Source organism: Mesorhizobium sp. M4B.F.Ca.ET.017.02.2.1 (assembly GCF_003998955.1).
GTDB lineage: Bacteria > Pseudomonadota > Alphaproteobacteria > Rhizobiales > Rhizobiaceae > Mesorhizobium > Mesorhizobium abyssinicae.
In genome coordinates this window covers 1-13,015 of sequence record NZ_RZOF01000169.1, presented here as the reverse complement: position 1 = coordinate 13,015, position 13,015 = coordinate 1, and the positions used below count along the sequence as shown (strand labels likewise).

The following is a 13,015-nucleotide window of genomic DNA, read 5'->3' as shown; positions in this document are numbered from 1 at the left end:
TGTCGCCAGCGTCGCCGGAATACCAGCCCTTGACCTTCATGTGGCGGGTGATGACGCCGATGCGCTTGGTGGTCAGGTCCAGTTCGTCGGCGAGCCGGCTGTAGATCGAAAACGGATTGACCGGCATCAGCCGGCCGGTAAGCTCGATCGGCTGCACGGGCACAGGGATCGGGAAGAAATCGCTCAGGCCAAGCGGGTCGTCGACCTTCTTCAGCACAACGCCGTTGTCGTCGATGAAAATGACCTTGCGAGTGCCCTTGTCCCAGATTTCCCAGCCGCACAGGTCGCTGTCGCCTTCGCCGCGCGCCTTCTTCTCCTGATCGTCGGTCTGGATGCTGATCAAGCCGGCGTCGAACACTGAACCCTCGTCTTCGCGCTGCACGACGAAGCGGAATGCGTCCCACGGCCGATCCTTCCAGCGCTTCGCCGGCCCGTGCCGGTAATCGCGCCAGCTTACGGCTTCGAACTCGATGCACTCGTTTGCGAGCCGTTCCTGACTTGGACCCGCAGAACCTGGTCCTGCATCCGCGTTTCCAGCACCGTAAAGCTCGCCTCGAACATCGTCGGCGGAAGAAGTCGCTTCTCCTGCTCCGTCATCGACAATTAATCGATCGGCAGCGTCGGCAAGTTCCGCATTGGTCGTTTCGTCTTTTACGATGTCGCTCTTGAAGCGAAGCCGGATGATGCCGCGACCTGCCAGGAATCCGTCTTGTGCCTCCCCTTCCAGTTCGACCTGGAGCTTGGAATCGTCGACCTGCTTGCGAATGGCGCGCTCGATCAGCTCGGCGACGTCCTTTGCTGCCGGATCCTCGTCAGCGAAGCGGCGGCGGATGTCAGGCGCGGGCGGACTGTTGATGATCGCCGGAACGATGGTCTCGACGTTAGCGAACAGAATGTTGAAGTCGTAGGTGTTGCCGAGCGTGGCGGACGTGCTCAGGTCGTCCGACTTGGTCTCGCCGGTGTAGGCCTTCACCGCCTTTTCCGCGTCGTCCATCCACTGCTTTTCGAGCTTTCCGGCCGCCTCGACGCGCGCAAGCCACTTCGACCCCTCTTTACGAAGGGTCTCGCCCTGCTTCTGCTGGTCTGGAGAGCGCTGGTCCGCCTTTGCCATGGCGGGTAGGATGCGGGCGGCGAATGCGCAATTCTAAGCCGCTTGAAGAATTTCAAAGCCCGGCGCAATGCCTAGGTTTGACATAGTCGTGATTTTCTGAATTGTATCCAGAAAATCCGGGGGGATTCATATGGCTTTCGCAGCTAGGCGCACAATCTACAGAAAGATTGAGGCCGAACGAAAAACAAAAGTCATCGCATACGCAACAAGCGACAGGTCAGGCGCCGAAACGCAAATCGGACAAGACTGCGTCGATTTGTTTGTGGATATCCTCGACAAGATTGGTCCAACCCCGAAGATATCTTTGCTGCTTCACACGAACGGAGGCAGCACCTCCGCAGCTTGGCGATTGATAAATCTGATTAAATCCTTCTGCGACGAGCTTGAGGTTCTCATTCCGTTGAAAGCGATGAGCGCCGGCACTTTGATTTCTCTTGGCGCCAGCAAAATCGTAATGACCAAGCAGGCGGCGCTAGGGCCGATTGACCCCAGCCTCACGCACGCCCTCGGGCCGCAGATCCCGGTCGGGAACCAGCTGGCCCGTGTTCCTGTGAGCGTTGAGGCAGTACGAGGCTACCTCGACGCAGCAACAAAGGATCTTGGGGTAAAGAGCGACGAGGTGCTCGGCGGTATCCTCACGGATTTGTCCAACAAGGTCCACCCGTTGGTGCTCGGAGAGATATTTCGTTCTCGGGCGCAGATCCGGTTTCTTGCCTCCAAGCTGCTGAAGGAGCACGTGCAAGACCCAGACAAGGTTCAGGCGATAATTGATTTTCTGTGCGCGGATTCGGGAAGTCACGACTACACGATCAATCGCCGTGAGGCCGCAGCGTTGGGTTTGCCGATCGAGAAGCCAAGCGACGAATTTTATGATATCCTGAAAAAGATTCACAAGAACTTCAGTGCAGAAATGAGGCTGGCGGACCCGTTTAATCCGTCCTTGGAGTTAGGAGCGAACGCGACAGCAAATTACCGTCTGGTCCGCGGAATCGTTGAAAGCGTAAATGGTGGGTGCTACGGGTTTCTATCCGAAGGCACCCTGACAAAGACCCAAGTGCCCAATCCGGCAGCGCCTCTCATGCAGTTGGAACAAATATCGGATCAGCGGAATTTCGAAGGATGGAAAAAGATATGAGAAAACTGCTCGCAGGATCGGATGCGAGTTCCGCCTATCGAGAAACGTCTGCGGTTGCGACCGCAAGGCTGGACAATACGGCGGACATTGGCTCGCTGGCTACGATATTGCGCAATTCAGTGTTGACCGTCGTTCCGCCGATTTCCCAGATCGGTTACGGTGCAAGTGTGCCCCTAAGCCCAGAAGGCGACCTGCGAACTGTCGTTCGCTGACATTCACCGTTATCCCTTTTCGTCCGGTCTGAAGCGCCGCACAACTGCTTCAAATACCAAGTCGGAAATCCACATTGCCGAAACGCCGATGAGGAATGCGGCAGCGAGCGTTGTGGTGTCATCTTCTGGCATGGGCAGCCCCGTTGCCTGGAAATATCTAACCACCGGCAGAGTGAGATAGGCGGCCGCCAACGCGCCGCAGATCGGCGACGCGAACATCTCCCGCAGCTTGTAGCGGTGACGTGAGAGCGCCCGCAGAATGCCACCGGAAAGGCCGGCGATGAGCACCGGCGCCTTGATGCCCAGGAAGTCGAGGAATTCATGCATCATGGCCTCCAGCCACAGAGTTTGGCGCCCTTGAGATTGTGCGCGAGCGCCGACCGCGCTTCGGTCGCCGTCATGTCTTCGACTGGATTGCGGTTCGGCTTCTCGACGTCGCAAAAACTACCGCCCGCGTGCTGGCAGGCGGCAAGGGCGACGAAGGCAGCCAGCGCTAGGATTTTGGGCGCGACCATTTGGCCTGCTCCTTCAGAACCTCGGTGTCAGACATGCCAGCAACGGCCTGGTCGATCTTGTCTGCCTCATCACGGGCTGCCAGCCGCTCCATGGCCTGCTTGTTGCGTTCGGCCTTGGCGCCGGAAAGTCGTTGGTGGAAGCCCCAGCCGATCGCCCCGATGATGCCGATGAAAGCGGCAATGATGGTCGGATTGTGGAACAGCGATTCCAGAAGCGCGGTCGCGATTTCGATCATTTACCGATCCTCGTCTTCGCGTGGATACGGCCCCAGATCATGCCGATACTAGTCACGAAGCCGATCAGCGATGCGCCCAACTCATGAATGTTGCCGTTGAAGTCACCGGTCGAGAAGTCGATGTTGATGCCTGCGAGGCCTGCGGAATTGAGCAGCGAGAACACGCCAGCCCAAACCGCCAGAGACTGCCACCAAGGCTTTGCGCTCTGCATGGTCATTTCCTTCTGAAGATTGCCTTGAGGGCTGCGAACAGCGCGGCCCAGAAGGGATTGCGCTCCTCATAGGCGGGCGCGGTTGGGGACGGCGCCGGTGGCGTGACAGGTGCAGGAGCCGGTGGCTGGGCTGGCGCGGGCGTGGCCATCATCATGGCCTGGATGCGCACCGCCACCACGCGGCTCTGCCAGCCCTTGCCGAACGTCGGCCAGGTCGGCAGACGCTTAAGGAACGACAGCCGGGCATCGCAAAGCGTATCGATGACGACGCCGGCGGGCTTGGCCCGCACCGCGGCAAGCGTCGCCGGTCCTATCCGGCCGTCCTGAACCACGCCGACTCCGCATGCGGCCTGGAGGTACTTCGCCGCCCTGCCCGGACCGCTGTTCACCGCAAAGTCAAAGACGGCATAGTCGAGGCCATCCGGCAGCTCGGCGCCCGCCACGGCGTCCCAATAGAAACGGCGATAAACCGTCGCGAGCTGCGCATCGGTGATCTTCTTCAGATCGGCTTTCGTGGCATCGGCTTTGACGTAGCGGCGGAAATTGGCCAGCGTCACGCCCTTCATGGTGGCGCCGCCAGGATCGGCTGGATTGTCCGACCAGGCGCCTTCGGATTTGAGAACGAGCGAAAGTGCCCTCTGGAAATTGCGATCCATTAGAGGTTGATCTTCCATCCGCGAATGAACAGTTGGTCAGTCATAGATCACGACACTGACAAACTCGGCGTCGCCAGAAACACCGGCTGGTTTGGTTATGACCCGGACAGAACCGACAAGCAGTGAGGCCACAGAGAAAGGGGCTACACCCCACGCTTCTGTGGCGGCCTGTGGCTTAGAGGCTCCCGCCACCGCATAGTTCACATCTGCCATCGCATTGGTGAAATTGATCGTGTAGTCCATCGACCCGTTTCTCACGACGCTGGACACGTTGAATGACTTCCGGACAGTGACGGTCGAGCCAGATACCGTGAACGAAACCCACGCCTTGGCGATGCCGGACGTGTCGGGCGTGAACCACTCCGGCGCCGTGGCACCGGCATTCATGCGCAGTTGCTGGGCAGCCGTCCCCTTGGGAATTCGCGTGTAGGCCTTGGCACCCGAGAGATAGAGCAAGTCTCCCGCTACCGCGCCGCTCGGTAGCGGGACGAAAATCTGTTGCGCCGCACCGTCGCCGACCACCAGGACGTTGTCGTCAGTGTCCCACTGAATATCACCCTCTGCTGTAGGAGTCGGCGCGGCGCTCTGTTTCAGCGTTAGGGTGGGCGTGACGATGGTCGACGATGCTGCGATGGCAAGGGGTGTGCCGTTGGCGCGCGTATAACCGACGCAACGCCAGTTGCCGCCCCCGCTCGACCGCATACGCGCGACGTCGCCTGCCGCCGTGGTGATGTTGCCGCCACCTGGCAGGATGAGGCTAGTGGCGTTGTGCGTGAACGTCAGGACGCCCTGAAACACCAGATCCCGCTCGGCGCCAGCCGGAAGCGTGCCGAGCGCCGTGATGGGGACCGTGCCTGTGATGTTGACCAGCGTACCTGTGGTATTTGCCAGGTTGACGGTCGCGGCCGAGGCTATGTCCGCGCCAGCTGCGTTGAAGTTGTCAGCAGCTCCTACTGCCGTGCTCGAACCCGAGCCGCCGGACGTGACGGGCCTAGCAGCGTTCGCGTCCGCCACCAGATCGTCGACAAGCGCGTTGTACTTCGCCGATTCGATCGGGGTGTTCGGCGTTCCCTTGGTGCCCGGAGGGGCTGAATACACACCACCAGCGCGCGGCATAGCTGCTCCAATCTATCGATTGGGCAGATCATCGGGGGGAGCCCGTGCAATTCTAAGCCGCTTGAGCGTGCGCCTCGCACGTTGTGGACGCTACGTCAGTTGCCATTTTGTTCTGAGGCCTGGTGCGATAAACTTCCACAAGCATGGCCGAACACCCGATTCGGGGACATCAAATGCCGATGAAAGCGCGCTACGCGGAATGGGCGAAATTGACACCCGCTCCCGCAATTCACCAAGGACCGCCTGTGCGCATCCGTGATCTTCCTGGCGCGACTGAATTGGAAAGGAACTTGCTGCTCCGCTATTCGGGCAGAGGAAACCTACCGTTCGGGCTCGATGAGATGATGGACGATTTTTCTAAGGCGACCTTCGGCATTCTCCTAAGCGACACCGAGTTCGTCTTTCCGGATGACTTTCAGTCGCTGCTACCATGGGAACGCTGGGACATCGAAAACCAGCGCGACGTACACGATGAGCAATATGCGACGTTGACGATGGACGATTTTCAGGCGGCAGAATTTCTCTTGGGTGAAGGCCTGGATTTCTATGACGAGCGCAAAAACCCGCTCAGGTGCTTGCGACATTTGAAACGTCAGGCAGAGGCTGCTGCCAAGGGTTCACTTGGCAAAATGCCAGACCGCGCCGTGGTCGGCCTGGAGCGCTGGGCGAGCACGCTTGAGGCTGATGCCAAAGCCCATATGGCGAAGAAGCATCGCTAGCCATCGGGCGCCGAGCTATTCGCGCTCTTCACCCATAAAATAGACAAATGACGGGAAAATCTCATGGTTTCGGCTCAGGCTTTGCTGGATTCGCTGATTTTGATTAGCAAAGGGGAGCGCAGCGGCGCCGCGGGCGCCGGACTAGTGGTTCAAATTCTCCAGAGCGCTTTCTCCGAGCAAGAACGACGTATTTCTGCGCTGGAAAACCGCATTGCAAATTTAGAGAGCAAGAACCGCCTCTAACGGGCGCGACGCCTGCGCACCATCGCGTCGACAGCCTCCTTGACGGTCTGCTGACTGCGTATCGTGCCGTCGGGCATTGCCACATAGGCACCTTTGTCGCCGACAGGCTTTTCCTTCACCGCGATTGCGCCTCGCCAAGCAAGGCCCAGATACCTCCAACTCGAACCAATATGCTCGGCCCAGTCCTTCAACGGATTTTCGAGGAACGTCTTTCGGTCATCATCCCATAGGCGCTTGTAACTCTTGAGGCCGTCTAGTCCCATTTCCATGCGCTGGCCACGCTCATCGTCGCCCGAGTGGAATAGGAATCCCTTAATGGCCTCCCTGCCCGCATGAATGCCGTCAGCGACGGCTATGCGCTTGATGAGCCGCGGTTTACGCCCTTTCGCCTTCAGCAAGTCCCATCGCGTATGCTTGGCGCCCCAGATCGGATCCAGGATATCGTCAGGGACATAGTCGTCGCCGTGATAACCGCGTTCATTAAGCCACTTGCACCACTCCTCCAGATCGTCTGTTTCAGGCCGGTAGAAGTCGACGATACGAAGCTGTCCGTGGATGACCTGGAAGACCCAAACCGGATTGTTGATGGCTTTCCCAAGATCCCATGCCGTGTGGACCGGGTGTGTCCAGTCGATCGGGACGCTCCTAATCTGCCCGGAGCGCTCGGCGCGCCAGATGTCGCCGCCCCAATAAGAGCCGATCAGCGCGCCCGCGAATGAGCAAAGGTATTCCTGCTCGTACAGCGCTTCGCCCATCTCCTTGCCGTGAAGGTCGATGTACTCCTGCTTGGCCTCATCCAGGTCCTGTTGTGAAAGCGCCTTGGTCTGGTCGATAGACAGAAGCTCAGCAAACCAGCTCGGATTGGTCTTCGCTCGATCGAACATCGTCTTGGCGTGGTTGTTGCCGCGAGGGGTTGTGATGAAGGCAGCAAACCCGCCGGTCTCTCGGATCATCGGCGAGTGATATGCCCAGGCACTCGGGTTGCTCAGCGCCCATTCCGAATAGGCTATGCCCTTCGGACCAGAACCCACCGTGCTGTCGTAGCGATCCGAGCCGATCAGCTGGAAAGTGGCGCCGTTCTTCAGCTCGATGAACATGTCATCGTCTTGCATGCGCTCGATCATCAGAGGCGGAAAGGCCTCGAATATGCGGCGCTTGCCTGTGTGGCCGTTGACGCCGTTCCATATGGCCTTGCGCGCCTGCTTTTGCTCTGGAAAGCAATGCCAGTAAGTGCCTGGATCTTTCCATGCCAGTTCGCGCATCGCGTTCAGGACTATCTCATCCTTCCCTGCCCGTCTGTGCCACACGGCCATCAGCCTGTCGTGGGTGCGGTTAACCAGCGCGCGATGGAACGCCTGCTGATACCAGCGCACGCGAAATTGAACCTTCAAGGCTTGCTCTCGTATATTGTCTCAAACGTAATGTTACCGGTATGGGCAACGTCCTGCTTATCTGACAGCCCAAGATCCCGAGCGATGATGTTCGGATTCAATAAGTCGGCAGCCGCACCGGCAAACTTCTGCGCTCGGATGATTTCTTCTATGCGCGTCGTGACTGGCAAAAAGTCTTCACGCTCGCCGTAGCCATCCCATGTGCGGCGGGCGATATCGAGGAAGATGCAGAGCCCGTCGAGCGTCATAGCGCGCATCTTGGCAACCTGGGTAATAGTCACCTCGCCTTGGTACGCGAACGGCTTGGCCTCATAGAGCGGGTTCGCCTCGACCCAATCGAAATACTCGACTGCGGCTGCCCACAGATTGTCTGGCGTCGCGAATATGGGTGACCGCCCATGCGAGCTGCGAGCCTTCCAGAATTGATTTCCTACGGGCGCTGACATCATCCCGTCTCCTTCATGCGGAGTAGCACCAGCCTTTTTGAGATGCCTAGCCGCGCGGCAATCTCGCGCGGCCGATAGCCGTCATCGAGCAACCGCCTGATCTCTCGACGGCGCTTTTCTGCGATCTGGATCTTCCGGTGTCGAAAGGGCCGGTCGGCGCGGGGATCCTTGAGGCGTTTTGCCCGGGCGATGCATTCGACGACCGTGCTGATGGAGATGTCGAGTTCTTCCGCGATGGTCGCGTAAGAGGCCATCTCCTCCCATAGATCGAGAATCCGGTTTCGTGTTCGCGCGACGCGCGGGTGTGTCTTGCCGCCCTTCGTGTTGAAGGACGAAAACCGGTAGAACGGAAGCGAGAGGCGAGGGTGCTGTGTCATTTTCATCCTTATGTGAGGTGGCGCCGCGCCAGGCGACACTCGGCGCGGCGCCCACAATCACGCGACCAGGCGCATTACCTGTCGCTTCTTCTTCGTCTTGCGGTACCAAATCGATCCGAGCGCCTTCCATTCCGATGTGCGCAATGTCTTCGCCACCAACTTGGCCTCGTCCTCCGCCGAGAGATACAAATCGCCTATCGTTTTTGAGAACTCGTCGGGATCGAGCTTTATCGACATTTCACTGTCGGTCATGACGTACTCGGCTGCCTTGATGTGCAAAGCCGTGATTGGGGCCAGATGAGCCTTTGCCAGCACTTCCAGGATCACCCGAGCGCCGAGAGGTTCGCGCCGCGACACCAGTGCTTTGATCGCCGCGATCGCGATAGTGTCTCCAGGCTGATATCGGCCACTCCCCGGCAGATTGCGGAGCACCCTTACGCCGGCACGGTCGCAGGTCCGCTGAACGTCGACCGATTCCGGATGCCCGGCGAGCACAGCCGAGTGATGTAGCTGAAGATTGGTAACGCCCAACCTTTGGGTGTTTTGCCCGACGAAGGCGGCGGCCTGGGCCGAGGTGTCGGCGGCTTCGACGATCATCACCGGGATCAGCCCAACATGTGGATTGCTCGCAGCCGCGATCGCCGTGTGCTGGCCGTCCAGCACCTTGAGGATCGTGCGGCCTTCATGCTCGGCGTAGGCACAGATGGGCGGCTTGAATTTCGTCCAGCAGAATTTCTCGATGATTTGGCGGATTTGCCGCCGGCCTTTCTCGCCGACAGTTCGCTGGTATTCATGGTCCACAAAGAGCGTTGCCGGGTCGACGCGCTCGCAGATCGGTTCTCCGGTGCCAGGCTGGCGTGGGGTCAGGCCCGCGACGCTTACGGCGGTGATGGGGTTCAACAGTTCCACTTTGCAATTCCTATCGATGCTCGACCTGAGCGCGGACGCCCTCGACATGACAGCGCGGCGCGAAAGTCCGCACGCCCGTGTTGCCAGGCGACCCTGTCGTTGGCGCCTTCCCCGACTTCCTACACATCCGCCCACTGCTCATCTCGACCATGGTCAACAAACTCTTTCCTGGGTGGGCCCGACGGCCGGGATGATGATCTGTCGCCGTTCCCGTTCATGCACGTAGATACCAGCCAAGACATCCAACACTGCCTCGCCGACTGGTGATGCCGAAAGCATCTCGTTCAGCGCGCGGTATTCCGCTGCGAAGGCTTCATCGGACAGGACTTTCAGATGAGCCTCCACGCCGGTTGCGATCGATTGGAACTGCAGGAACTGCATTTCCGCGACGTGTGTCTTGTAAGGTAGTCTGCGGCTGCTCAGGTCGATGACGGTCAAGACGCCCTCCGTGTGTTGAATTGGATTACGTTGGAACCGTGTTTCTCATCACCGGCTTCTTCTTCTCTTGGGGTAATCATTGAGGGGGAATAGCCGGCAGATTTTGCCGGGACAGACCGGCAGATTTTGCCGGGACAAGCGTCTTCCTGTCCCGGCAAATTTTGCAGGGACAGATCGGCCCGTTTCTTTGCTTTTTTCTGCCGCTCGATTTCCTTGTGATAGGCGGTCATCGCCTCCACGTGCTGGCGTGCTTCGTCCCGCCACGGGTTCACCAGCTTGTATGTCGACACCTTCCCGCCCGATCGCGCCGGCACCAGGTAGGCGCGCTTGGCCTCGTTCTTCCCGAGCAGCACGGCGCGGCTATTCCGAAACTGCCGATCGCCCAAGCCGGTCAGGGCCTGTGCCCGTGTCGACGCCAGCCAGGTCTTGCAGGACGGCCACGCCATCACCGCGACATAGGCCGCCAGCACCTTGAAGTCGGCAGGCGTCAGCATCGGGTCGATGTTCGCCGTCTCGATCAGGTCGAGCTTGAAGGACGCCTTCGAACGGTCGAGTTCGACCTTCATGCGGCACCTCGCACGGCGCGCGCCATGATGCCGGTCAGGCTGCGCTGAACGGCGAAGATGCCGGCCTGCTGGTAGAGGTCGTTGAAATCCGAGCCAAGTTCCGGTTTGCCGAATGGCAGCGACGTCTTGCGCGCGTAATACTCGCTGGCGCCGATCCCGCCGAACTGCGGCAGGGGCTTGTCGTTCTCCGCCGCGATGAAGCCGCGACCCTGCAGCCGGTCGGCTATGGTGGCGATGTTCGAGGCTGAGAAGCAGCAGAGCACGGTCGGCTTGACCTTCATGCCGTGAAGCGCGGTCCGCACGGTGATCGCCGTTGCGTAGCCCTCGCAAAGCCATGTGTCGACGCCGCTGGATACCCTATGCGCCGCGCCCGACGTCGACCCGCCGAAGAGAAACTTTTTCGTGCCGTCTTCCCAGATCAGTTGTGCTGAAGTTGCCTGGCTGCCGATCCGAACCGGGATCAGGACGGCGGATGAGCAGTCGTTGGTCGGGACGAGATAATCGCCCGCGATCCGGCGCACGTCGGCGACCGCGACGACCATGGCCTTCTCTTCCCGAAAGCCCTTGGTGACGAGGTACGGATGACCACTGACGCGCGACGCCGCAACCAGGCTGGCAGCGATGTGCGCAGCTCGGGCCGCGTCGGCGTCCTGCTTGCGCTTCGCGGCCTGGATCTGTTGCGCAATCTTCTGCCGATCGCGCTTTTCGACGTCGCCGCCAATCGCGACCGTGACGTTCTCGCCGGTCTGCCAGTTGTGGGCGGTCACATGCGTTTCGTTGATGATGACGCGCCCGTCACCCTTGCCGTTCTTGCCGGACAGCGTGTCAGCCTGAAGCCACCGACCATACTCGCGCCGCTTGGGCGGGTTGATGCCGACGGCCGAGCAGGCCTTGTCTATTGCGTCCTCGATGCTCATGCCGCGCGCCTCGCGGGGGCCTTCTTGCGGAAGCGCTTCACCTCGCGCTCGATAAGCTGATACTCGGCCGTCTTGACCGTGACCTGGTGGCAGGGGGCCTCGAACAGGCCGTAGGGAAGTTTGCTGGTCGGGTAGATGCCCCGCCAGACGCCGTAGGCCCATTTGCGCGCGACTTCCTCGCCACGGGTGCTATTGGCCAGGCAGTAGGCGAGGGAGGCGTTCCACATTGCCCGAGGGTCGTCGAGGCAATCGGCGCGCAGGCCCCTGCGCGGCTGAAAGGCGGCCCTGGTGGTGATGTCGAGGTCGATCAGCTCGCCCTGCACGATTTCGATTTCGCCGCGCTTGCGCCGCGTCTCGCCGCACCCGATGCAGGTATCTATGCCGGCCTCAAGCTGCATGCCACAGTTGTGGCAGAAGTGCTCGCGTCGAACCTTTTCCGTCGGCTCGCGAACAGTGCTGTCGTGCTTCTCCGCGTCCGACAGGCTGGCGACGCCGTATTCGTAGAGCCAGGCGGTATCGTCGGCGAACGCGATGCTGTTGCCCGAGTGGTCCAGCCACAGGCCGAATTCCTTGTTCTCGGCGACGCGCATCACTCGGCCCATTTCCTGAATGTGCGAGCTGAACGACTTGCGATAGGGACGGCAGGAGATGCCGCACATTACATCCGGCACGTCGAAGCCCTTCGTCAGCACCGCGCACGACACCAGGCCGTCGATCGCGCTGTTCGGCTTGCTGAACTCGTCGATCTTGTCCTGTCGCTCCTTGTCGGAGCCGTCGAGGTAGGAAATTTGCTGGAAGTTGTAGCCAGCCTCGGCGAACTGACGGCAAAGCTCTTCGCCGTGCTTGACCGACGGCGAGAACACGATTGTCTTGACCGCCTTTCCGAAGTGGATGCGGGTCTGTTCGACCCACGTCTGCACCACGTCGCCTATGATCGTGATGCCGCGCTGGCCGCTTCCCTCTTCCTCGTACTCGCCAGTGAACTTCTTTTTGACGCCCTGCATGTCCGGCGTCACGCAGGCCTTGATCCTAAGTGGCGTCAGCCATTTCTGCGCCAGAAGCTGGTTGACGGTCGCGCCGTTCACCAGCGCATCCCAATGGTTCGCCATACCGGCGGTGAAAGGCGTCGCGGTCAGGCCGATGACGCGGGCGCGGCCGGCCTTCTCGATCAGGTCAATGACAGCCTGGTATTCGCAGTGGGCTTCGTCGACAACGATCAGATCCGGCAGGTAGTCGAAACTGCGGCGCGCGATCGTCTGTGCGGAAGCGATCTGAATTTGCTTCCTCGGGTCGGTCAGAGGGTGGTCGGCCTGGATGATGCCGTGGTCGATCCCGTAGCCGTAGAAGCGCTTGCTCGTCTGGTTGATCAGCGTCACGCGGTCGACGATGAACCACGCGCGGGCGCCCTTATCGAGACTCTGCTGGATGATCCACGCGGCGCACTCCGTCTTGCCGAACGCCGTCGGCGCGACAAGGATCACACGGCGGAGCTTGTCGCGCATCTTGGCGCGAACGTTCTCAACCGACGTTTCCTGATGCGGCCGAAGGATGACGTTGGAGTGAGCCGGCGCCAGCATCCTATGCGGCCCTTTCTGGTGCTTCGTCGATGATCCGCCCGCACATGGCCAGGAACCACGACCAGTCGAGTTCGGACACGCCGGGCGGACGTTTCTTGATGAGGATGTCGGCGAACTGCTCGGCCCATTCGCGTGGGGCCTTGCCGTCGTATTCGATGATGGCGGCGCGCTCTTCGCAGTCGGAATGCTGGTTGGACGTCAGGAAGTTGGCTATCGCCTGCTTGTGCTTGGTGATGTAG

The 13,015-nt window shown here is 60.2% G+C and carries 18 protein-coding genes and 1 pseudogene; 3 read left to right on the top strand and 16 right to left on the bottom strand.

Annotation, left to right across the window (positions count from 1 at the left end; all coding sequences use genetic code 11):
* A pseudogene (locus EN738_RS19865) lies at positions 1 to 1,111 on the bottom strand (hypothetical protein); the annotation flags it as partial.
* Positions 1,112 to 1,241: 130 nt separating this feature from the next.
* Between EN738_RS19865 and EN738_RS19860 the strand changes: the two are divergent.
* A complete protein-coding gene (locus EN738_RS19860) occupies positions 1,242 to 2,246 on the top strand; it encodes a serine protease (protein WP_127285190.1) in 1,005 nt (334 codons plus the stop codon).
* A gap of 221 nt (positions 2,247 to 2,467) precedes the next feature.
* On the opposite strand, the gene EN738_RS19850 is transcribed toward EN738_RS19860, so the two are convergent.
* The 6 genes from EN738_RS19850 to EN738_RS19825 are packed head-to-tail and all read right to left on the bottom strand — an operon-like array spanning position 2,468 to position 5,193.
* The gene (locus EN738_RS19850; protein ID WP_127285188.1) at positions 2,468 to 2,785 is read right to left on the bottom strand and encodes a hypothetical protein; all 318 of its coding nucleotides are present in this window, start codon (positions 2,783 to 2,785) and stop codon (positions 2,468 to 2,470) included.
* Positions 2,785 to 2,973, bottom strand: coding sequence for a hypothetical protein (locus EN738_RS19845; RefSeq protein ID WP_127285187.1), 189 nt, complete (start codon positions 2,971 to 2,973; stop codon positions 2,785 to 2,787). The genes EN738_RS19850 and EN738_RS19845 overlap by 1 nt, the downstream gene beginning before the upstream one ends.
* On the bottom strand, positions 2,952 to 3,209 hold the full coding sequence (locus EN738_RS19840; RefSeq protein WP_127285186.1) for an ABC transporter permease: 258 nt from the start codon (positions 3,207 to 3,209) through the stop codon (positions 2,952 to 2,954). The genes EN738_RS19845 and EN738_RS19840 overlap by 22 nt, the downstream gene beginning before the upstream one ends.
* Positions 3,206 to 3,421 carry a hypothetical protein gene (locus EN738_RS19835; RefSeq protein ID WP_127285185.1) on the bottom strand — a complete coding sequence of 72 codons (216 nt, stop codon included), beginning with the start codon at positions 3,419 to 3,421 and terminating at the stop codon, positions 3,206 to 3,208. Before EN738_RS19835 ends, EN738_RS19840 begins: the two co-directional genes overlap by 4 nt.
* Positions 3,422 to 3,423: 2 nt before the next feature.
* Positions 3,424 to 4,077: a glycosyl hydrolase 108 family protein gene (locus tag EN738_RS19830; protein WP_127285184.1), complete on the bottom strand. Its 654-nt coding sequence runs from the start codon at positions 4,075 to 4,077 to the stop codon at positions 3,424 to 3,426.
* A 36-nt stretch (positions 4,078 to 4,113) separates the two neighbouring features.
* On the bottom strand, positions 4,114 to 5,193 hold the full coding sequence (locus tag EN738_RS19825) for a hypothetical protein (protein WP_189379714.1): 1,080 nt from the start codon (positions 5,191 to 5,193) through the stop codon (positions 4,114 to 4,116).
* A 179-nt stretch (positions 5,194 to 5,372) separates the two neighbouring features.
* Here EN738_RS19825 and EN738_RS19820 point away from each other — a divergent pair, with 179 nt between their 5' ends.
* Both EN738_RS19820 and EN738_RS19815 read left to right on the top strand, forming a co-directional pair.
* On the top strand, positions 5,373 to 5,912 hold the full coding sequence (locus tag EN738_RS19820; RefSeq protein ID WP_127285183.1) for a hypothetical protein: 540 nt from the start codon (positions 5,373 to 5,375) through the stop codon (positions 5,910 to 5,912).
* 63 nt (positions 5,913 to 5,975) lie between these two features.
* Positions 5,976 to 6,155 carry a hypothetical protein gene (locus EN738_RS19815; protein WP_127285182.1) on the top strand — a complete coding sequence of 60 codons (180 nt, stop codon included), beginning with the start codon at positions 5,976 to 5,978 and terminating at the stop codon, positions 6,153 to 6,155.
* Here the strand turns inward: EN738_RS19815 and EN738_RS19810 are convergent.
* From EN738_RS19810 to EN738_RS35560, 9 genes are all read right to left on the bottom strand, one after another.
* The gene (locus EN738_RS19810; RefSeq protein WP_245493434.1) at positions 6,152 to 7,546 is read right to left on the bottom strand and encodes a hypothetical protein; all 1,395 of its coding nucleotides are present in this window, start codon (positions 7,544 to 7,546) and stop codon (positions 6,152 to 6,154) included. The genes EN738_RS19815 and EN738_RS19810 overlap by 4 nt on opposite strands.
* On the bottom strand, positions 7,543 to 7,995 hold the full coding sequence (locus EN738_RS19805) for a DNA-packaging protein (RefSeq protein WP_245493433.1): 453 nt from the start codon (positions 7,993 to 7,995) through the stop codon (positions 7,543 to 7,545). The genes EN738_RS19810 and EN738_RS19805 overlap by 4 nt, the downstream gene beginning before the upstream one ends.
* The gene (locus EN738_RS19800; RefSeq protein ID WP_127285181.1) at positions 7,992 to 8,408 is read right to left on the bottom strand and encodes a hypothetical protein; all 417 of its coding nucleotides are present in this window, start codon (positions 8,406 to 8,408) and stop codon (positions 7,992 to 7,994) included. Before EN738_RS19800 ends, EN738_RS19805 begins: the two co-directional genes overlap by 4 nt.
* Positions 8,409 to 8,426: 18 nt before the next feature.
* On the bottom strand, positions 8,427 to 9,278 hold the full coding sequence (locus EN738_RS19795) for a hypothetical protein (RefSeq protein WP_127285180.1): 852 nt from the start codon (positions 9,276 to 9,278) through the stop codon (positions 8,427 to 8,429).
* A 153-nt stretch (positions 9,279 to 9,431) separates the two neighbouring features.
* Entirely contained in the window at positions 9,432 to 9,716 is a 285-nt protein-coding gene (locus tag EN738_RS19790; RefSeq protein WP_127285179.1) for a hypothetical protein, read from the bottom strand.
* Positions 9,713 to 10,282 carry a hypothetical protein gene (locus tag EN738_RS19785; RefSeq protein ID WP_127285178.1) on the bottom strand — a complete coding sequence of 190 codons (570 nt, stop codon included), beginning with the start codon at positions 10,280 to 10,282 and terminating at the stop codon, positions 9,713 to 9,715. The genes EN738_RS19790 and EN738_RS19785 overlap by 4 nt, the downstream gene beginning before the upstream one ends.
* On the bottom strand, positions 10,279 to 11,199 hold the full coding sequence (locus EN738_RS19780) for a hypothetical protein (protein WP_127285177.1): 921 nt from the start codon (positions 11,197 to 11,199) through the stop codon (positions 10,279 to 10,281). The genes EN738_RS19785 and EN738_RS19780 overlap by 4 nt, the downstream gene beginning before the upstream one ends.
* Entirely contained in the window at positions 11,196 to 12,776 is a 1,581-nt protein-coding gene (locus EN738_RS19775; protein WP_127285176.1) for a DEAD/DEAH box helicase family protein, read from the bottom strand. The genes EN738_RS19780 and EN738_RS19775 overlap by 4 nt, the downstream gene beginning before the upstream one ends.
* A gap of 1 nt (position 12,777) precedes the next feature.
* On the bottom strand, positions 12,778 to 13,015 hold a 238-nt coding region (locus tag EN738_RS35560), incomplete at its 5' end, for a hypothetical protein (RefSeq protein WP_189605900.1).

Coding starts and splice junctions, on each gene's coding strand:
- EN738_RS19860 (WP_127285190.1), top strand. CDS start 1,242: ATGGCTTTCGCAGCTAGGCGCACAATCTACAGAAAGATTGAGGCCGAA.
- EN738_RS19850 (WP_127285188.1), bottom strand. CDS start 2,785: ATGCATGAATTCCTCGACTTCCTGGGCATCAAGGCGCCGGTGCTCATC.
- EN738_RS19845 (WP_127285187.1), bottom strand. CDS start 2,973: ATGGTCGCGCCCAAAATCCTAGCGCTGGCTGCCTTCGTCGCCCTTGCC.
- EN738_RS19840 (WP_127285186.1), bottom strand. CDS start 3,209: ATGATCGAAATCGCGACCGCGCTTCTGGAATCGCTGTTCCACAATCCG.
- EN738_RS19835 (WP_127285185.1), bottom strand. CDS start 3,421: ATGCAGAGCGCAAAGCCTTGGTGGCAGTCTCTGGCGGTTTGGGCTGGC.
- EN738_RS19830 (WP_127285184.1), bottom strand. CDS start 4,077: ATGGATCGCAATTTCCAGAGGGCACTTTCGCTCGTTCTCAAATCCGAA.
- EN738_RS19825 (WP_189379714.1), bottom strand. CDS start 5,193: ATGCCGCGCGCTGGTGGTGTGTATTCAGCCCCTCCGGGCACCAAGGGA.
- EN738_RS19820 (WP_127285183.1), top strand. CDS start 5,373: ATGAAAGCGCGCTACGCGGAATGGGCGAAATTGACACCCGCTCCCGCA.
- EN738_RS19815 (WP_127285182.1), top strand. CDS start 5,976: ATGGTTTCGGCTCAGGCTTTGCTGGATTCGCTGATTTTGATTAGCAAA.
- EN738_RS19805 (WP_245493433.1), bottom strand. CDS start 7,995: ATGATGTCAGCGCCCGTAGGAAATCAATTCTGGAAGGCTCGCAGCTCG.
- EN738_RS19785 (WP_127285178.1), bottom strand. CDS start 10,282: ATGAAGGTCGAACTCGACCGTTCGAAGGCGTCCTTCAAGCTCGACCTG.
- EN738_RS19780 (WP_127285177.1), bottom strand. CDS start 11,199: ATGAGCATCGAGGACGCAATAGACAAGGCCTGCTCGGCCGTCGGCATC.
- EN738_RS19775 (WP_127285176.1), bottom strand. CDS start 12,776: ATGCTGGCGCCGGCTCACTCCAACGTCATCCTTCGGCCGCATCAGGAA.